General features: G+C 74.0%; 20 protein-coding genes. 7 read left to right on the top strand and 13 right to left on the bottom strand.

Annotation, left to right across the window (positions count from 1 at the left end; all coding sequences use genetic code 11):
- Window positions 1-52 precede the first annotated feature (52 nt).
- From ACFWEE_RS07690 to ACFWEE_RS07660, 7 genes are all read right to left on the bottom strand, one after another.
- Entirely contained in the window at window positions 53-748 is a 696-nt protein-coding gene (locus ACFWEE_RS07690; RefSeq protein ID WP_386887317.1) for a 4'-phosphopantetheinyl transferase family protein, read from the bottom strand.
- Between the two features lie 230 nt (window positions 749-978).
- Window positions 979-2,064, bottom strand: a complete 1,086-nt coding sequence (locus ACFWEE_RS07685) for a branched-chain amino acid aminotransferase (RefSeq protein WP_386887316.1) — start codon at window positions 2,062-2,064, stop codon at window positions 979-981.
- A 192-nt stretch (window positions 2,065-2,256) separates the two neighbouring features.
- Window positions 2,257-3,798 (bottom strand): FAD-dependent oxidoreductase, encoded by a 1,542-nt coding sequence (locus ACFWEE_RS07680; protein WP_386887315.1) that lies wholly within the window; start codon window positions 3,796-3,798, stop codon window positions 2,257-2,259.
- Between the two features lie 32 nt (window positions 3,799-3,830).
- A complete protein-coding gene (locus ACFWEE_RS07675; RefSeq protein WP_386887314.1) occupies window positions 3,831-4,586 on the bottom strand; it encodes a methyltransferase in 756 nt (251 codons plus the stop codon).
- 7 nt (window positions 4,587-4,593) lie between these two features.
- A complete protein-coding gene (locus ACFWEE_RS07670) occupies window positions 4,594-5,829 on the bottom strand; it encodes a lycopene cyclase family protein (RefSeq protein WP_386887312.1) in 1,236 nt (411 codons plus the stop codon).
- Between the two features lie 260 nt (window positions 5,830-6,089).
- Entirely contained in the window at window positions 6,090-6,317 is a 228-nt protein-coding gene (locus ACFWEE_RS07665; RefSeq protein ID WP_386887311.1) for a hypothetical protein, read from the bottom strand.
- 101 nt (window positions 6,318-6,418) lie between these two features.
- Complete coding sequence (locus tag ACFWEE_RS07660) at window positions 6,419-7,057, bottom strand: sigma-70 family RNA polymerase sigma factor (RefSeq protein WP_386887310.1); 639 nt, start codon at window positions 7,055-7,057, stop codon at window positions 6,419-6,421.
- Between the two features lie 210 nt (window positions 7,058-7,267).
- On the opposite strand from ACFWEE_RS07660, the gene ACFWEE_RS07655 reads away from it, so the two are divergent.
- Entirely contained in the window at window positions 7,268-8,380 is a 1,113-nt protein-coding gene (locus ACFWEE_RS07655) for a B12-binding domain-containing protein (RefSeq protein ID WP_386887309.1), read from the top strand.
- A gap of 136 nt (window positions 8,381-8,516) precedes the next feature.
- Window positions 8,517-8,963: a nitroreductase family deazaflavin-dependent oxidoreductase gene (locus ACFWEE_RS07650; protein ID WP_386887308.1), complete on the top strand. Its 447-nt coding sequence runs from the start codon at window positions 8,517-8,519 to the stop codon at window positions 8,961-8,963.
- Between the two features lie 123 nt (window positions 8,964-9,086).
- Here ACFWEE_RS07650 and ACFWEE_RS07645 read toward each other — a convergent pair whose 3' ends face one another.
- The gene (locus ACFWEE_RS07645; RefSeq protein WP_386887306.1) at window positions 9,087-9,653 is read right to left on the bottom strand and encodes an NAD(P)H-dependent oxidoreductase; all 567 of its coding nucleotides are present in this window, start codon (window positions 9,651-9,653) and stop codon (window positions 9,087-9,089) included.
- A 125-nt stretch (window positions 9,654-9,778) separates the two neighbouring features.
- On the opposite strand from ACFWEE_RS07645, the gene ACFWEE_RS07640 reads away from it, so the two are divergent.
- Window positions 9,779-10,420, top strand: coding sequence for a TetR/AcrR family transcriptional regulator (locus ACFWEE_RS07640; RefSeq protein WP_386887304.1), 642 nt, complete (start codon window positions 9,779-9,781; stop codon window positions 10,418-10,420).
- 109 nt (window positions 10,421-10,529) lie between these two features.
- Here the strand turns inward: ACFWEE_RS07640 and ACFWEE_RS07635 are convergent, their stop codons facing one another.
- From ACFWEE_RS07635 to ACFWEE_RS07625, 3 genes are all read right to left on the bottom strand, one after another.
- On the bottom strand, window positions 10,530-10,961 hold the full coding sequence (locus ACFWEE_RS07635) for an ATP-binding protein (protein WP_386887302.1): 432 nt from the start codon (window positions 10,959-10,961) through the stop codon (window positions 10,530-10,532).
- A 64-nt stretch (window positions 10,962-11,025) separates the two neighbouring features.
- Window positions 11,026-11,388 carry an STAS domain-containing protein gene (locus tag ACFWEE_RS07630; protein WP_386887300.1) on the bottom strand — a complete coding sequence of 121 codons (363 nt, stop codon included), beginning with the start codon at window positions 11,386-11,388 and terminating at the stop codon, window positions 11,026-11,028.
- Window positions 11,389-11,503: 115 nt separating this feature from the next.
- Window positions 11,504-11,830, bottom strand: a complete 327-nt coding sequence (locus ACFWEE_RS07625) for a PRC-barrel domain containing protein (protein WP_386887299.1) — start codon at window positions 11,828-11,830, stop codon at window positions 11,504-11,506.
- A 277-nt stretch (window positions 11,831-12,107) separates the two neighbouring features.
- Here ACFWEE_RS07625 and ACFWEE_RS07620 point away from each other — a divergent pair, with 277 nt between their 5' ends.
- Genes ACFWEE_RS07620 through ACFWEE_RS07610 form a run of 3 tightly spaced genes read left to right on the top strand, consistent with a single transcriptional unit; the run spans window position 12,108 to window position 15,309 of the window.
- Complete coding sequence (locus tag ACFWEE_RS07620) at window positions 12,108-13,748, top strand: PP2C family protein-serine/threonine phosphatase (RefSeq protein WP_386887297.1); 1,641 nt, start codon at window positions 12,108-12,110, stop codon at window positions 13,746-13,748.
- The gene (locus ACFWEE_RS07615) at window positions 13,745-14,845 is read left to right on the top strand and encodes a B12-binding domain-containing protein (protein ID WP_386887296.1); all 1,101 of its coding nucleotides are present in this window, start codon (window positions 13,745-13,747) and stop codon (window positions 14,843-14,845) included. The genes ACFWEE_RS07620 and ACFWEE_RS07615 overlap by 4 nt, the downstream gene beginning before the upstream one ends.
- Window positions 14,842-15,309, top strand: a complete 468-nt coding sequence (locus ACFWEE_RS07610) for an STAS domain-containing protein (RefSeq protein ID WP_386887295.1) — start codon at window positions 14,842-14,844, stop codon at window positions 15,307-15,309. The genes ACFWEE_RS07615 and ACFWEE_RS07610 overlap by 4 nt, the downstream gene beginning before the upstream one ends.
- Window positions 15,310-15,420: 111 nt before the next feature.
- Here the strand turns inward: ACFWEE_RS07610 and ACFWEE_RS07605 are convergent, their stop codons facing one another.
- Entirely contained in the window at window positions 15,421-15,780 is a 360-nt protein-coding gene (locus ACFWEE_RS07605) for an STAS domain-containing protein (protein ID WP_386887294.1), read from the bottom strand.
- A 120-nt stretch (window positions 15,781-15,900) separates the two neighbouring features.
- Window positions 15,901-16,914 (bottom strand): zinc-binding dehydrogenase, encoded by a 1,014-nt coding sequence (locus ACFWEE_RS07600; RefSeq protein ID WP_386887293.1) that lies wholly within the window; start codon window positions 16,912-16,914, stop codon window positions 15,901-15,903.
- Window positions 16,915-17,034: 120 nt separating this feature from the next.
- On the opposite strand from ACFWEE_RS07600, the gene ACFWEE_RS07595 reads away from it, so the two are divergent.
- Entirely contained in the window at window positions 17,035-17,616 is a 582-nt protein-coding gene (locus tag ACFWEE_RS07595) for a TetR/AcrR family transcriptional regulator (RefSeq protein ID WP_386887292.1), read from the top strand.
- Window positions 17,617-18,109 lie beyond the last annotated feature (493 nt).

Genomic DNA, 18,109 nt, shown 5'->3' with positions numbered 1-18,109 from the left:
CCGCCCGATCTTGTACAGCATGTGCGAGCGGTTGAGTTCGCGGATGAGGGGATCAGAGCCTCACGGCAACCGCAGCCGCGTAGCCGGGTTTTGACGCAATGTCATGGAGTAGCCAGCCATAGGGGGAAACGGCCCTGTCACCCGCTCCGACGTGGTCCGACGACGCCTCGCGGCCGAAGCCGGTGCCCAGTCCCTTGAGATAGGCCTCCTTGCGCGCCCACACCCGGGCGAAGGCCGCCGGACGGGTGGTCGCGTCGTACGCGGCCAGCTCCCGCCGCTCGCCCGGAGTGAGCAGATCGGCCGTCCGGTCGGCCGTCCTGAGGCCGGGCACCTTCTGCAGGTCCACCCCCACCGGAACGGCGGCGAACGCCAGCAGCACCTCTCCGCCGCTGTGGCTCAGCGAGAAGTGCACCGCGTCCCCCGGCACGGCGGGTCTGCCGTGCGGCCCGGCGCAGCACGGACAGCTGTGCCGGACGAACCGGACGTCCGCCGGCTCCTTGGACAAGTACCCGCCCAGCAGGAGGCGGAGCGCCGTGTGCGCCGCGAGGTACTCCCGCCGACGCGTTCCCCGCAGGCGGGCGGCCCGCGCCGACTCCGCGTCGTCCAGGACGCTCTCGTCGATCAGGGCGTCGTCGGCGCCCAGGGACCAGAGATGGGGCCGGCCGGCCGCCGACGGGTGACCGAGATCCCCGGGCACCCGTCCCGTGAACCTCTCGGCGGTCCAGTTGCCTTGAGCGGCCGAGGTCAACGACGCCCTCTCCTTCGTTTCCGGGGCGCCGGTCCGGCACCCGGGCGGTGTCCGGCGGATCATGGCCGGGGCCGCGACACCCGGCACGGCGCCTCGCGGCGTCGCCGGAACGTCCGCGTCGCTCCGTCACGAGGGGGTTACGGCGCCGTGCGGCGCACCACACCGAACGCCGCGCACGGTCCGGCCTCGACACGCCGGACACGACCTCGGCCGCCACCCGCGCCAGGGGCTCAGAGCACGCGCCGCATCCAGCCGTGCTTGTCCTCGGCGCGGCCGTACTGGATGTCCAGGACGTGGTCGCGCAGCGCCATGGTGTGCTTGCCGGGCGTGCCGTCTCCGACGGTGAACGCGTAACCCTCGCCCTTGAATCCGACCATCGGCGTGATCACCGCGGCCGTGCCCGCCGCGAACACCTCGGTGATGCTCCCGTCCGCGGCCCCCGACCGCAGTTCGCCCAGGCTGATCGACCGCTCCTCGGGGGTCAGTCCGAAGTCCGCGGCCAGGCTCAGGACGGTGTCACGGGTGACGCCCTCCAGGATCGTGCCGAGAGCGGGGGTGACGAGCCGGCCGTCCGCGGTGATCAGGCACACGTTCATGGTGCCGGACTCCTCCAGGGTGTTCTCGCCCGCGCTGTCCAGGTACATCACCTGGTCGCAGCCGTGCTCCTGCGCCTCGATCTGCGCGGCCAGGCTCGCGGCGTAGTTGCCGCCGCACTTGGCCGTTCCGGTACCGCCCTTGGCCGCACGGGTGTACTCGCTGCTGATCCACAGCGTGACGCCGGTGACACCCGAAGGGAAGTAGGGGCCGGCGGGGCTGGCGATGACACAGTAGGTCGCCCGGGCGGCGGGCCGCACGCCCAGGAACGCCTCCGAGGCGAACATGAACGGCCGGAGGTAGAGGCTCTCCTCGTCGGTGGGCGTCGGAACCCAGACCTCGTCCGCACGCACCAACTCCGCGACGCTGGTGAGGAAGTCCTCCTCGGGCAGCTGAGGCAGCGCCAGCCGCGCGGCGGAACGGGCGAAACGCCGCGCGTTGGCGTCCGGGCGGAACAGCCACACGCTGCCGTCCGCGTGGCGGTAGGCCTTCATGCCCTCGAAGATCTCCTGCGCGTAGTGCAGAACCGCCGTGCTGGGATGCATCGAGAACGGCTCCAGCGGTCCGATCTTGTGATCGTGCCAGCCACTCGCGGGCGTCCACGTCGCCGTGGCCATGTGGTCGGTGAAGTATCGGCCGAATCCCGGATCGGCGAGGATGGCCGCGCGCTCGGCCCCAGGGGTGGGATGTGTCGTCCGGGAAAGGGGAAAGTCGGTAGTCATTGCCGAATCCTAACGACAAAGTGGTGTTTCCCCAGAGGGAGATGACGGCGCCTTCGGGGAAGTGGCGGACGGATCCCGCGATCCGGGACGTGCCGTTCGCGAAGCGGTGCGCAAGGACCCGCTCCCCGCGTGTCCGGAGGGCGAACGCGCGTGCCGGGCGTCGCCCGACCTGCGGGACTTTCCCCGAACGGCCTACGCCGTTCCCAGCCGGGCGAGTTGCCGCAGCACCGCGGAGCGCCCGGCGCGCGGCACCGTCCACAGGGTCTGGCCCCGCACCCCCCAGTCGGCCAACAGGGCGTTCGCGGCCATGAATCCGCTGGTCGCGGCCCTTTCCATCAGGGCGACCGGCAGTTCGGTACGGACCAGGTCGCCGGCGACCACCACGGCCGGGTGGGGTGTGCGCACGGCGGGACGGTCGCGGTAGCCGCCCACCGGGAAGTGCGGGCAGTCCGCCCGCCATTCGTGCCGGGAGTCCACCACCCGGACTCCCGAGGTCTCCGGGTAGATCCGGTGCAACTGGCGTACCGACTCGGCCTGTACGGCCTCCCGGTCCGCGTCCGGCGCGACCGCGTACGCGTGCAGCTCCACCACCGAGCCGCCGGTCCGGCGGGACCAGCGCAGGGCCTCGCCCTCCCAGCGCTCCAGGACGCTCACGTTGTCCAGCGGGCCGTACCCGCTGGTGCCGAGGAAGCCCGGGCGGTCCGCCGCCACGGGCCGCTCCAGCCAGAGCCGCGACACCAGGAACGGCGGGGCGCTGCGCAGCCGTGCGAGCCTGCCGCGCCACCGGCCGTCGCCGAGCCCGGGTGAGGCCGCCACCAGCCGCCGCAGCCCGCCCGAGTCGAGCGCCAGCACCACCGCGTCCCGGTGGGCCGTACGGCCGTCCGCCGTGACGTCGAGCCCGCCGTCGGAGGCGGGGACCACGCTCTCCACCGCGGACCCGGTCCGCACCCGCACTCCGTGCTTCTCCAGGTACCCGTGGAGCGGGTCCCAGAGCGCCTGCGGGAACGGTTCGGCCGGTACGTCGAAGAGCAGCCCCTCACTGGAGCCGAGGAAGTAGATGTGGAACATCAGCACGAGTTCGGCGGCGGAAAGGTCGCCCGGATCGGCGAAGAAGCTCCGGGAGAACACCTCGAAGGCCAGGTGGTGCGCCGCCTCGGGGAAGCGGACGCGGGCCAGGAAGTCGCGGGCGCTGACGGCGTCGAGCCGTTCGTACACCTGCGGTACGCGCACGTCGAGCAGGGGCAGCGCGGCGCGCGGGTTCATCCGCAGCAGATCGCGCGCCCCGAAGGAGGGGCTGAGGGCGACGAACCCCATCGCGCTGAGCGGAGGGGTGCGCGGCACCCGCGCGAAGCTGTCGTACATCCCGCCGCTGTGCCGCAGCGGATAGTCCGGCACCGCCGTGAGCGACTCCAGCCCGGGATCGACCCGGCGGAGCAGCCCGCGCAGGTTGTAGTACTGCCGGAAGAAGGCGTGGAAGCCCCGGCTCATGGTGACCGAGGAGCCGTCCGCCAGTTCCGTGGACCACCCGGCGAGCCGCCCGCCCAGCGTCGCCTCCCGTTCGTGCAGCGTGACCCGCGCGCCGCGCTCGGCCAGCAGGGTGGCCGCCGCGAGCCCGGCGATGCCGCCGCCGACCACCGCCACCGACGGGGCCCCGCCGTCGAACCGCGCCCGGCCCTCCGGGGCCCGGAGCACCTCGGCCCGCCGGTCACGGCCGTGCCGTCGGCCGCCCGGCACCCGGTCTCCCGGCCCGTCGGCTCCCGGCCGCCTCACGCGGCGTCCCGCGGCCGGCGCGGCGCCCGCGCGACGAAGGTGTGGGTGATGCCGGTCTGCCAGCCGGGCAACGGCAGCACCCGCACCTCCTCGAAACCGGCGCGGCCGATCCGCTCGGTGAAGGCGGGCGCCGTGTCGAAGGCGAGCACACTGCGCCACAGATGGCGGTAGAGCTCCCCGTCCCCGGCGGCCCGGCCCAGCGGCATCACCACAGAGCGGCAGACCGCGCTCCACAGCGCCCGGTGTGCCCGCCCCTCCGCCAGGGCGTACTCGTGCACCGCCAGCCTTCCTCCCGGGGCGAGGAGTGCGCGGGCCGAGAGAAGCGTGGCGTCAGGATCGGTGACGTTGCGGAAGAGATAGGCGGCGAACACCGCGTCGAAACGGCGGTCGCCGACCGTGCCGCCGTCCCGGCCCGCCCCCGCGCCGTCCGCCAGTGCCTCCACCGGGGAGTGCACGAACCTTACGTGGGCGGGCCACTCCTTCGCGGCGGCCTGCGCGAGCATGCCCGCCGAGGCGTCGACGGCCACGATCTCCGCGTACGGGGCGACCGCCAGCAGGGCCGCGGTGGAGGCACCCGTACCGCACCCCAGGTCGAGTACCCGGAGCCCCGCTCCGCCGTGCGGAAGCCCGAGCCGGCGGGCCGAGCGGCGCAGATGGGAGTGGTAGCCGGGGTTGGCCGCCACCAGGCGGTCGTAGGCGAGGGAGGCGTGGTCGAACGCGGAGGACAGCTCGGCGTCGTGCAGCAGGGTCATGGTGTGGTCATTCCTCATCGGGCAGGTGGGGGACGGAGGAGACGGGGACAGCGGATGCGGGGGAGAGCCGGCGTGCGAGGAAGGGGAGTTCGGCGACCGTCCGGAGCATCGGAACGACGGGTGTACGGAGCCCGACGAGCAACTCCTCGCGCAGCGGCGCCGATCCGTCCAGGAAGCGGAGCAGCCGTGCGGGCGGAACCGAGCGGAAGAGACCGGTGAAGAAGGCGGCGCCGTCCACCCGCCCGGCGTCCAGGGCCCGCAGCATGACCGCGTCCATCGCGAGCGACCGGGCGCGGTAGGGGGAGGGCGTACGCGGTGGCTCGCCCGCGCGCAGCGCCGCCGCCAGCGACCGGGTCTGGCGCTGCACGGCGCTGAAGGTGTAGCCGGTGGAGGGCCGGGTGGCGCCGCCCGCCGTACCGATCCGGAACACCGACCGTCCCGCGCGCGGCGGGAAGCGCCCGTCCGTCATGGGGATGACGCCGTGCTCGGTGGCGGACACCCGGTACGGTGACGCGCCGATGACCTCGCGGAGATGGTGGTCCAACGCCCCCGCGTAGGCGGCCGGTCCGAGTGGAGAGCGGGAGAACTCCGTGTACTCCACCAGGGCCGAGCACGCGTCCAGCGGGAGCACGTAGGCGAAGGAGAGACCGTGGCGCGGCTGCGGGGTCCGGAAGTCCATGAGATCGGCGGTGTCCGGCTCGAAGACCGGTCGTGCGGTGTGCACGAACCAGCCGGTGAAGTGCTGGAGGAGCGTGGTCCGGGCGGCCGGCAGACGGCCGGGCGGGCGCGAGTCGAAGACGTGACCCCCGGTCACCACGGTACGGCGGCCCCGGGCGTCCTCGCCGACCACCTCGCCGCCGCCCCCGGCCGCGTCGCGCACCGCCCGCACGGTCAGTTCCACGCGCCCGAAGCCCCCGGCCGCGTCCAGCCTCCGGCCCACCAGCCCCGTGAAGGCGTCGGACCGGAGCATCTTGTACCGGAGCGGGGACGCCACCGCCACCGTGGCCGAGCCGTCGGCGGCACGCACCCGGAGCCGCTGCCACGACGCGGACAGCACCGCGTCGAACTCGCCGCCCGGAGGCTCCCAGAAGCACCAGGTGCGGGGCGCCGGCCTGAGCGGCCCCGGCGGGGCGTCGACCAGGAGGACGGAGAGCCCCACCCGCGCACCCGGTGCGCACAGGCGGTACGCGAGCGACAGACCGGCCGCTCCCGCGCCCACGATGACCACATCGGCGTACGGCATGGGGGGACGCTCTCCTCCTCCGGCAGGGGCGGACGGGCGGGTGTTCTCCGGCCGTCCACGGACGGGCGCGGGCGCGGCGCGCCGGTCACGGCGGTGCGGGCCGTCGTCCGCGGCCGTGCCGGTGCTGCCGCCGATACTTCCGCAGCCGACGGCCCCCCGGACGCATCCGACGCGCGGGTGTCGCGCGTCGGGACCCCGGCCACGGTCCGCCGGCCGCACGCCCTGCGGGCCGCGGTGCCGCGGAACGCCGATGCCGGCCGTCAGCCGCCGATCTCGGCGGTGATCGCCTCCCACACCCCGCGCGGTGGCGGAAGGGGAAGGTCGGCCGCGGTCACCGCGCGGGCCGCGGCCACCACGGCACCGAGCGCCTCGAACTCCGCGCGGCACTCCGCGCACCGGCGAAGGTGCTCCACCGCGGGGCCGTCGTGGGCGGACCGGTGGCCGAGAGCCAGCTCCGTCAGGTCGTCCTCGTGGACATGGTGCGCCATGTGCACCTCCCTCGGGATCTGCTTCCGCCCGGGGCCGTCGGCCGGACGCACCCGGGGCCGTTCCGGAACGGCGGAAGCGACCCCGTGCGGGTGACGTCTTGTCAGCGCGCCTCTGGCGCGGCGGCCGTGAGCGACCGGCGCATCCGCACCAGGGCGCGGCGGGCGTGGCTCTTGACGGTCCCCAGGGGCAGGCCGGTCCGCTCCGCGATCTGCACCTGGGTGAGGTCGTCGAAGAAGGCCATGCAGAGGATGTGCCGCTGCACCGCCGGGAGTTTGCACAACTCCTGGACGACCAGCACCCGGTCGAGCACCGTGGTCTCCGGCCCGGCCCCCTCGGTGCCGCGCACCTGTTCCCGTGCGGCGGAGGCCGCGGCCAGCTCGCCGCGCCGGGTGCGCGCGGCCAGGGCGTCGGCGACCTTGCGCCGGGTGATGCCGACCAGCCACCCGGGCAGCGGGCCGCGCTCCGGGCGGTACCCGGCGCGCCCCCGCCACGCCGCCAGGAACACCTGCTGGGTGACGTCCTCGGCCTCGCGGGGGTCGCCGAGGGAACGTGCGGCCAGCGTGTGGACCAAGGTGCCCCACCGCTGGAAGATCCGGGCGAAGGACTCCGCGTCACCCCTGAGGAGTCCGTCCGCCAGTTCTGCTGCGGCGCGGTCCTCGTCCTCGCTACGCTCCTGCGCGGGCGTGCGGACCGGCGCCTGCGGCGCGCGATGCACCGCTGGTACGTCGACTGCGGTCATCGGTGTCCCTCCTCGTCGGGAAGCCCAGGACCGGGAGGCCCGAGCCCGGTAGGCCCGGAGCCCGGGCGGCAGTGGGTCCCGAAGGCCCGACCGCCACCCGGTGCGGAACGCCAACGGCCCGCCGGAGCCGGGGTGTTCCGTCGGTGCCAGACAATCCAACTCCCCACCGGTGCGGCAACATGCGTCGTTTCTGCGTCGTATCGTGGGTGCATGGACGCAACGAGTCGTGGGCGTACGGAAACACCGGGCCCCGGAAACGCGGACGGGCCGGGGGCCGGGGAGACGGGCGTGCCGGACCCCGGCAGCGGGGGCGTACCGGCCCCCGGGACGACAGAGGCCCGGCCCGGCGGCGCCTCCCGCCCGGCCGGGCACGACGGAGGACTGACCACCGGAGCCGTCGCGCGGCTGCTGGGCGTGGCCCCCACCACCCTCCGCTCCTGGGAGCGCCGGTACGGCATCGGGCCCGCCGAACGCGAAGGCGGCCGTCACCGCCGCTGGACCTCCGGCGACGTCGAACTCCTCATGCGCATGTGCGACTTCACCAGCTCCGGCCTTCCGCCGGCCGAGGCCGCGCGGGCCGCGCTCGCCGTCGCGCCCGGCGCCGCGGGCGCGCCCCCGGGATCCGCCGGGCGGACACGGCCCGCCCCGGCCCGCCCCTCCACCGCCCCCGGAGCCCTCCCGGTCGGCCGCGGGCGCACCGAAGCCCGGGGGCTCGCCCGGGCGGCCGTCCGCCTGGACGCGCGCGCCGTGGAGGATCTGCTCGCCCGCGCCCTGGACCGGCACGGGCTCGTGGCCGCCTGGGACGAGGTCATCATGCCGACCCTGAACGCCGTGGGCCGCAGATGGGAGAGCTCCGGCGAGCGGTACGTCGAGGTGGAGCACCTGCTCTCCTGGCACGTCTCCACCGCGCTCCGGCGCGCCGCCGCGGGCCCGCCGCCCGCGCGCGGCACCGCCGTCACGCTGCTCGCCTGCGCGCCGGACGAGAACCACACGCTGCCGCTGGAAGCACTCACCGTCGGACTGATGCAACGCGGCCTGCCGGTAAGGATGTTCGGGGCGGCCCTGCCCGTCGAGGCGCTGGAGGAGGCCGCCCGGCGCACCGGTCCGGTCAGTGTCGTCCTCTGGTCGCAGGGCCGTGCGACGGCGAGCCGCGCGCTGGCCCAGCGGATCGCTTCCATCGAGTGGGGGGTTCGCGGAGCCCGCACCGCCCCGGCCGTGCTGCTCGCCGGACCCGGCTGGGCGGGCCACCAGCCGGACGGCGTGCTGCGCCCCACCAGCCTGGCGGAGGCGCTCGCCCTGCTGTCGGCGCTCGCCTCGCGGTGAACCGGGCCGGGCGTGCGGCCCGCCGCGCCGGACACCCGCCCCGGACGGGTGGCCCGGGTCCCGGCGCTGCATGATGGGTCCGGCCGTGCACGGTGAAGGTTCGGCACGGCCGGACCGAACGACGACGGGACACACCATGCCGCTCAAGGGCGAGTACGAGCCCAGCCCCACCCAGTGGGTGCGTGACCAGGTCGAGTTGTACGAGAGCTCAGGCGGGACGCAGGGCACCACGATGCGCGACATGCCGGTCGTGGTGCTCACCACCAAGGGCGCCCGCAGCGGGAAGATCCGCAAGTCCGCGCTGATGCGCGTCGAGCACGACGGCACCTACGCGGTGGTCGCCTCGCTCGGCGGGGCTCCGAAGCACCCGGTCTGGTACCACAACGTCACCGCCGACCCCCGCGTCGAGCTCCAGGACGGGCCGGTCCGGCAGGACATGGTCGCCCGCGAGGTGACGGGGGACGAGAAGGCTTTGTGGTGGGAGCGCGCGGTCGAGGCGTTCCCCGACTACGCGGACTACCAGAAGAAGACGGACCGGGTGATCCCCGTCTTCGTCCTGGAGTCCGCGCCGACGCCGCACTGATCCCCGGCGCGGCCCTCGCGCGGAAGCGGTCACCTCCGGCGGCAGCGGCCCCCGCAGGGACATGACGGCGTGAGGCGCCGTCCCGCCGGAGCGGGACGGCGCCTCACGGGCACATCAGTGTGCTCAGACGGCCTGCGGCTCGGCGGTGGCCGCCTTCGCCAGCTCGGCCAGGACGGCGGTCAGCTGCTGCGCGACCTCTTCGTCGTCCGCCGGGTGCGTCTCGGCGAAACGGACGACCGAGCCGGGCACGGAGAGCTTGACCTCTTCCAGCACGGAACCACCGGCGATGCCGACGGCCTTGCGGGCGTCGTCCTGGGCCCACACGCCACCGAACTGGCCGTACGCGGTGCCGACGACGGCGACCGGCTTGCCGGTGAAGGCGCCGCCGCCGTACGGACGGGAGTACCAGTCGATCGCGTTCTTCAGGACGGCCGGGATGGTGCCGTTGTACTCGGGGGAGAAGAGGAGGAAGGCGTCGGCGCCGGCGGCGACCTCGCGGAGCTTCGCGGCGACGGCCGGAACGCTGCCCTCGACGTCGATGTCCTCGTTGTAGAAGGGCAGGTCGGCGATCTCGTCCTGGATCACGACCTCCACGCCCTCGGGGGCGAGCTTCACGGCGGCCTCGGCCAGCTGACGGTTGTGGGAACCGGAGCGGAGGCTTCCGACGAGAGCGACGATGCGAGTGGACATGGGGGACTCCTGTGAAAAGCGCCGGGCTCGGCGGCGGAAAGGTAACCGGACCGTGGTCCGGTCATGGGTATAGCACGTGAAGCGGACCGGGGTCCACTTCACGTGGAGGGGGTTACCCTGGTGCGATGACCGCGCAGATCGGAGCCGACGAGGCTTCTTCCGCCCGCCCTGTCACGCTGTTGCCCCTGGCCGGTCATGAGCCCCAGGAGCGCGCCGACGCCGCCCGCAACCGTATCCGCCTGCTGGAAGCCGCATCGCGGCTGGTCCGCGAGGTGGGGGCCGAGCACGTCACGATGGAAGCGGTCGCCACCGCGGCCCAGGTGGGCAAGGGCACCGTCTTCCGGCGCTTCGGCGACCGGGTCGGCCTGATGAACGCGCTCATCGACCACGCCGAGAAGGAATTCCAGAACGCGGTCATCTGCGGACCGCCGCCGCTGGGCCCCGGCGCACCCCCGCTGGAGCGGCTGGAAGCCTTCGGCGTCCACACCATCCGCCACATGATGAAGTACGTCGACCTGTACGTGCAGGCGGACAACTGCCCGACCCGCCGCTACAGCGCGCCCGCGCGTACGGTGCGTGCCAGCCACGTCACCGACCTGCTCCGGCGGACCGGCGTGCGGGGCGACCTGGAGATGCTGACCCAGGTGCTGCTCGCCTACCTGGACCCCTCGTTCCTCAACCACCACCGCAACGGCCGATGTTTTTCGGCCGAGCGCGTCGAGGACGGCTGGAAGGACCTGGTGGCCCGGATCACGCACCGCTGCTGAACCGCCGGAGCCGGACCGGGGCGCGGAGATCCGGAACGGCGCGGAGACCGGCACGGCGAGGCGCTGGGGCGCCCCCCGGAGACGATGCGGGCCGACGCGGGCCGACGCCTCAGAACAGGGTGATCAGCACGCTGATCCGCTTGCCGCGCGCCTGCCGGGTGATGGTGACCCGCTTCGAGAGCCGCCGCACCAGCGGCCACCCGTAGCCCCCGATCCGTACGGTGCCGGAGACCGCGACCGTGGTCCGCGGCTCCGCCGGACTGGCGTCCGCCACGTCCAGCAGCAGCCCCTCACCGCTGAGCCGCGCACTGAACCCGGTGAGCCCGCCCCCGTGCCGGATGGCGTTCGTGACGAGCTCCGACGTCACCAGCATCGCGTCCGAGATGACCACGTCGTCCGGGTCCATGCCCGCCAGGGTGCAGAACTGCTCGTCCAGCAACTCGCGCACGATGGCGCGCGCGGCGGCGGCGTCGCCGGGCAGGGTGAGCCCCGTACCGAAGGGTCCGCCCTCGTCGCGGCCCACCGGATGTTCCCCGCTCACGTACTCCTCCGCCCCCTGGAACACGGCCCCGTCGCGGCGACGGGCCGTGCGTGTCGTGCCGGCTTCAGCATGTGGCCGCCTCTTCCACGCTCGTGGCCATGGTGAAGGCGCCCGCCGTACCGGTGACCTCGAACAAGCGACGCACGGCGGTACGGAAAGGGCCCGCGAGCACCAGTCCCACGCCGGCGCGCTCATGGCGCGCGCGTGCGTCGAGCAGGGTGTGCAGCACCGCGGAGTCCGCGAATTCCGTCTCCGACAGGTCCACCACAGTACGTTCTTTTCCCATCCGCAAAGCCGCCCCGAGCGCCTCGGCCAACTCGGGCGCTCCGGAATTCTCGTCGGCGTCGCCCCGTACACGGACAAGTGTGAACCCGTCCGCCCGGACCAGGAACGCCGTCCCCCTGGCCGGTCTCTTCCGTCCGGTCATTTCACGCGTCCGACGCCGCACACCGGACCACCGGGAACCACCGGACAGCCTTGAGGAATGCCGTGCCGGGCCGACGACGGTCCTCCGCACGCGGCCCGGACGGACCTGCCCGGCGTCACGGCGTCAGGATTCCGGCGTAATAGGCGCCCAGGCGCGTCAAATAGGCCGGATCATGGGTGTCCTGGTCGCGGTCGAACCGCGGAGCCCCCTTCACCTGCTCCTTCGTGCAGAGGAGGGTGATCACCCGGTGCTCGGCATCCACCCGCGCGACCATACCCATGGGAATGGCGGCACTGCGACCGAATTTCCACAGACCGGTGTCGACGACCAGGTGGTCGAATTCGGGTACGAGAGAACGCCGGTCCACCGTTCCCAAGGTGTCGTCGGATGCCTCCACCGAGAACTCGGTCGGGTCCGTCCCGGCCAGGGCATCGATCGCCACGGGGCCGCACCAGACATTTCTCATGTTCTCGCCTTTCCTCTTTCCTCCGGCACGCGCATGCGCGTGGGTCTCCACGACCGCTTTCCCCGAGTGCCGGAACTCACACGGGAAGACATCGCGCGCGCGTGCGGCGCCCCGTCGCGCCGCCGCTCCGGGGCGCGCCCGGCCATGACGGCTTGCCAGGAGTGCCTCCGGTGGAGGAGTGTTGCCGGGGGGCAATGATTCTGTCGTCGAGTTGATGAGGTGAGGGGTTCGCGCAGCGGGCCTTCTTCGTTTGGTGACTTCCGCACACCGGGTGCCTGCCGCCCGTGCGAGCACTCCGGCCGAACCGGTCTGGGACACCGCTCCCTGCCCCGCCCTGGTGGTGGGGCCGAAGGGAGCCGTCGAGCGGGCCAATGACGCCGCGGCGGCCCTCTTCCCCGAGGCCCGCCCCGGCACGCCCCTGACGGACGCCGTCCCCTCCTGGCTGGCGGACGCGCACCGGGTGCGCCGGGCCGGACAGGGCCCGGCCACGGCCGCCGGCCCCGTCGGCGACCGCAGCTTCGAGGCACACCCGGCCGGTCAGGAGGACGGCGGTGTGGTCTGGTGGCTGGTGGACGACACCGACCGGCGGCGCGCCACCGAGGCGCTGCGCGGGGAACGCGAACGCACCGCCTTCCTGACCGAGGCGTCCAACCGGCTGCTGTCCTCGCTCAATCTCGACAAGTGCGCCGAGGCGACGGCCCAGCTGGCCGCCGCGCACCTCGCGGACGCCGCCCTGGTGGTCGCCCCGTCCACCGGCGGCACGCTGATCGCCCGGTGCAGCGGGAACGGCACCCCGACCCTCACCCGGGAACGCGTCGACGCCGACGCGGTGCCCGGCCTCGCCGAGGCGCTGCAGGGGTTCCCGCCCGTGCCGTCGCGGTGGATGGACCCGCGCCTCGCCCCGTCGTGGGTGGTGCCGCGGGACATGGACGACGTGGGCTCCATCGTGGTCACCCCGCTGCCCGGCCACGGCGTCCCGGCGGGCGCGCTCATCCTGCTCCGCCGGGGCGAGCACCACGCGTTCAGCCGGAACGAGGAGGCCTTCGCCCGGCTCTTCGCCGCCCGGGCGGGCGCGGCGATGTCCGCAGCGCGCATGTACGCCGAGCAGGCGTCGATCACCGAGACGCTGATGCGCGAACTCCTGCCGCCCGTCCTCCACCAGGTCTCCGGAGTGGAGTTCGCCGGCGGGTACCGCGCCTCGCGCGACACCGAACGGGTCGGCGGCGACTTCTACGACGTGCACCCCGCGGCGGTCGAGGGAGAGCCCTCGCTCGCCGTGCTCGGGGACGTGTGCGGCAAGGGCCTGAACGCCGCCGTGCTCACCGGGAAGATCCGCAACACCCTGCACGCGCTGCTGCCGATGGCCGACGACCACCAGCGCGTGATCGACCTCCTCAACGGCGCGCTCCTCAACTCCCACCACGCCCGGTTCGCCACCCTCGTCCTCGCCTCCGCGGTACGCGAGTCCGCCTCGGTGCGGCTGCGGCTGACCAGCGCCGGGCACGCCGCACCGCTGATCGTCCGCGCGGACGGGACGGTGGAGGAGGCCGCCACCCGGGGCACCCTGGTGGGCGCCCTCCCGGAGGCCAGGGCCGAGACGGTGGAGGCCGTCCTCGCCCCGGGGGAGAGCTGCGTGATGTTCACCGACGGGATCACCGAGGCCCGGGGCGGCCCCCTCGGGGACTCCCTCTTCGGCGAGGAGCGGCTGCGGAACGCGCTGTCGCGCTGCGGAGGGATGCCGGCCGAGGCCGTCGTCGAGCACATCCAGATGCTCGCGGCCCAGTGGGTCGGTGCGGGACGCCACGACGACATGGCCGTCGTGGTCATCGCCGCCCCGCGCACCCACCACCTCAGCGCGGTGGACGGCCACACCCGGGGCAGGTTCACCGCATGAGCACGCACACCCTGACCTCCGGCCACCCGCTGTCGCCGCTCCGGGACGCGCTGTGGGACGCCGTCCTGGAGGGGGACGAGCACACGGCGACCGGCCTCGCGCTGGACGCCCTCCACGGCGGGGCGGACGCCGAGAGCCTGCTGCTGGACGTCATCGCGCCCGTACAGGGCCGGATCGGCGTCGAGTGGGCCGCCAACCGCATCACCGTCGCCCAGGAGCACGCGGCCACCGCGGTCAACGACCGGGTCGTCGGTGCCCTCTCCCGGAGCCGTGCGGCGCACCGGGACCGTACCGCCGGGGCGTCCGGGCGGGTGACCGTCGCCTGCGTCGACGGCGAGTGGCACGCCCTGCCGGCCCGCATCCTCGCCGAGGTGCTGACCCTGCGCGGGCTGCGGGTCGACTTCCTCGGCGCCCAGGTCCCCACCGCGCACCTGATCACCCATCTGCACCGCACCGGCGCCGACGCGGTGGCCCTGTCCGCCTCCCTCGCCACCCGGCTGCCCGCCGCCCACGCCGCGATCACCGCCTGCCAGGCGACCGGCACCCCGGTCCTCGCCGGAGGCGCAGCGTTCGGCGCGGACGGCCGGTACGCCCGCCTGCTCGGGGCGGACGCCTGGGCCCCGGACGCCCGCGCCGCAGCCGCTCTCCTGGCGGCGGGCGTCACGCCCCGTACGCCGCGCGTCCACCAGCCCATCGACGATCTGCCCCACCTCGGCGACCAGGAGTACACCCTGGTGGTGCGCAGCAAGGCGCAGCTGGTGAAGGCAGTCCTCGTCGGGCTCGACGAGCGCTTCCCCGCGGTGCGCGACTACTCCGAGGCGCAGCGCGAGCGGACTGCCGAGGACGTGGCGCACATCGTCGACTTCCTCGCCGTCGCCCTCTACACCGACGCCCCGGAGCTCTTCACCGGATTCCTCGACTGGACCGGGGACATCCTGGCGGCACGTCAGGTGCCCGCCCTCTCCCTCGTACCGGCGCTGGAGGTGCTGGGCGAGGAGCTCAGGGACTTCCCCCGGGCCACCCGCCACCTCCGCCTGGCGGCCGGCCGGCCCGGCGCCCGCCCCCTTCCGAACATCCCCACCGGGAAGGACGCATGACGACCACACCCTCCGACGGGTTCCGGCTCGGCACCCGGTACGACGCGCTGGGCACGGTCCGGGTGGAGCTGCGCGGTGACCTCGACCACACCCACGCCGACACACTGCTCGACACCGTCGTCGAGCAGCTGTCCCGGCACCCGGGCGCATGCGAAATCCTGCTCGACTGCGCCCCGTTGGGAACCATCGACTCCTCCGGGCTCGCCGCGCTGATCATGGTCCGCAGAAGAGCCGACGAAGCGGGAGTCCGCCTCACGCTGGACGGGCGCGGTGCCGCCCTCGACCGGCTGCTGGAGGTCACCGGTACGCTGGACTACCTCACCACGGCTCCCATGGACGCGGAGCGGACCCCGCAACGCGCCGCGCGGACCACCTCGGAGTCCGCGCACGAGGCCCCGTCGGCCATCGACGGTGTACGACACCGCTCGGCCCGGCCCACCGGCCCGGACGGCGGCACAGCCTGACGCACACCGTGCGCCCGGCCCCCGGGACACCCGGGGCGCCCGGGGAGCGGAGGGGGAGCGCCACGTCGAGCGGCGGCCCGGCCCGGACAGCGGGCGCACGGTGACGGAGCGTCAGCCGGTGCGGTGCTCCGGGGCGTCCCCGGCGGTGCCCACGACGACGAAGTGGTCCAGCGTCCCGGTGACGGTGAACAGCCGCCGCACCTGCGGGCGGAGCGGTCCGGCGATGATGAACGCCCTTCCCCGGAGCCGGTGTCCGCGCTCCGCCATCAGCAATTCGTTGAGCAGCCCGCTGTCCCCGAAGGTGACACCGGACAGGTCGACCACCGTGGCGGGCAGGTTCGCCTCCGCGGCCTCCTCCCAGGCGGCGGAGAGGAGATCGCGCTCCGCCTGGTCGACCGCGCCGGTGACGCCGATCACGAACACGTCCGGCTGTCTCGCCACCCGCACGGTGGCACTTTCGTCCCAGCTCATGGCCCCTATTTTCACAGCACCGGAGCGCCGCCCGGACGACACCCCCCGGATGTGCGGGCGGCACGATTCCAGCCGCGCGTCCGGGGGGTGTCGTCCGGGCGGCGCCCGCCCGAGAGGCCGTCAGGGGCGCAGGATCAGACGGATGGGGTCGCCCTGCTTGCGCTCCAGCCGGGCCACGGCCTCGGCCGCCTCCGCCAGCGGAAGGGTCCCGCTGATCGAGCCGGAGAAGTCCAGCCGCCCGCCTTCGACCAGCCCGAGCAGCTGGGGGAGCGCGACCGGCATGTCGGAGCCGTAGTGGCCGAGGATCCGCTGCTGGAGGTAGCTGAACCGGGTGCCCTGCGTGACCGTCAGCGGCTTGTCGGTGAGGCCGACCAGCACGAGCCGTCCCCCCTTCGCGAGGGCGGTCAGCGCCTGCTCGCGCACGGCGGGTACCCCGGCGAAGTCGAAGGCGGCGGCCAGACCGGCGCCGGCGGTGACCGCGCGCACCCGCTCCGTGAGGTCCGGGGCGGCCGGGTCGAGCGCCAGATCGGCGCCGGCGGCGAGAGCGCGCCGGCGGGCGGTCGGGTTCGGGTCGACGGCGACGATCGGGTACGCGCCCACGGCGCGCAGCAGCTGCACCGCGTGCACTCCGAGCCCGCCCACGCCCCACACGCCCACCGCCTCGGCGGGCCGGACCGCGGCGGTGGCCGTGATCGCACCCCACGGGGTGGACACCGCGTCCGGGATGATCGCGCCCTGGTCGAACGGGATGGCGTCGGGCAGCAGCGTCAGCGCGTCCTCGGCCGACAGCGCGTACTCGGCCCAGCCGCCGTCGTAGTCGACGCCGCGGGTGTACGTGACACCGTCACGGGTCTCGCCCGCGTACAGCACCACCCGCTGACCGGGCGACCAGGACGTGACGCCCTCGCCCGTCGCGGCGATCGTGCCGGACACCTCGTGACCGAGGGTGACGGTGTCGCCCCGGAGCAGCTGGGGGGTGAGGCTGCCGCCGATCAGGTGCACGTCGGAGAGGCACACCCCGGCCGCCTCCACCTTGACGAGCACCTGCCCGGGGCCGGGCTGCGGCCGGGGCACCTCCTCGACCCGCAGGGTGCGGCTCGGGACGTGCAGGCGTGCGGCGAGCATCTGCTCCATGACATGACCTCCAAAGACGGTGCCCCCTCGACGGCCGCCGATCCAACGCAGGTCGTCTTGCGTTAGACGGTACGACGCTTCGGAGACGCTGTGCAAGTGGGGTTGCTTTAGGCTGGCCGCATGACCACGCCCCGCCCCGCCGCCCCGCCGCTGCGCCGACGCGGCGAGAACATGCGCCGAGCCGTACTGACCGCCGTTGTCGACATCCTCTCGGCCGAAGGGCTGTCGGGCGCGACCGTCTCCGCCGTCGCCCGGTCCGCCGGAGTGCACGAGACGTCGATCTACCGGCGGTGGAAGACCCGGGAGAACCTCATCGCGGAGGCGCTCGTCGCCGAACTCGACGCCGCCGTACCCGTCCCCGACACGGGAGACGTCCGCGAGGACCTCACGACGTTCTTCGTCTCCCTGGTCCGGCTGCTGCGCACCGCCCACGGCCAGGCGCTGCTCCGGCTGAGCGTCGAGCGGGACGACACCCTGGAGGACCGCCGGGGCCCGTACTGGAAGGACCGGCTGGAGCGCGGGACCGTGATGGTCCGGCGCGGCATCGAGCGTGGAGAGCTCGCCGGCGACACCGATCCGGGCCTGCTGGTGGAAGCGGTCAGCGGCCCCCTCTTCGCCCGCGTCCTGGTGAGCGACGCACCCCTCGACGAGGAACTGGCCCGGCGGCTGGTCGCCCTGGTACTCGACGGCGCGCGGGCCTGAGGGCTCGGGGAGAGGCGTTCCCGGCTCCGCGGCCCGGGGCTCGTGCGTGCGGAGCCTTCCCGCCGGCCGGCGGCTGTCACCCCCCCGGAGCGGAGAGCGGGGTCCCACCCGCATGACCTGCCGTCATACGGGCGAGAGCGCAAGCCGGTTGGCGGCCCGGTGACGTCCGACGGAGGGGTGCAACGATCGGGAAACATCGGCGATCCCTTTGTCGCCCACTGGGTGCTTCTTGGGTGATACGTGAAGATCATTTGACCTTCCCATGATCGGCCCGATCGTGAGACCGTCTGCTGGGCGTGTTCGCAGGCGGGCGCTACCGTGTCCACCGCCGCGCGCCCTCACAGAACGGCAGTCGCCCGTTCCTGGGGGAGGGAGCGCCGGAGCGATGCCGTTCCTGACGTGGTGACGGCAGCGCGACCGGCTGATCTTGCCGTGCCCACGAGCGGGCTCTGCCTCCCTCCGGAAGTTGGGCAGAACTCATGTCATGGGCCCG

Origin of the sequence: Streptomyces sp. NPDC060184 (genome assembly GCF_042728795.1) — a bacterium.
In the GTDB taxonomy this organism is placed as follows: domain Bacteria; phylum Actinomycetota; class Actinomycetes; order Streptomycetales; family Streptomycetaceae; genus Streptomyces.
This window is presented reverse-complemented; position numbering and strand designations above follow the sequence as displayed.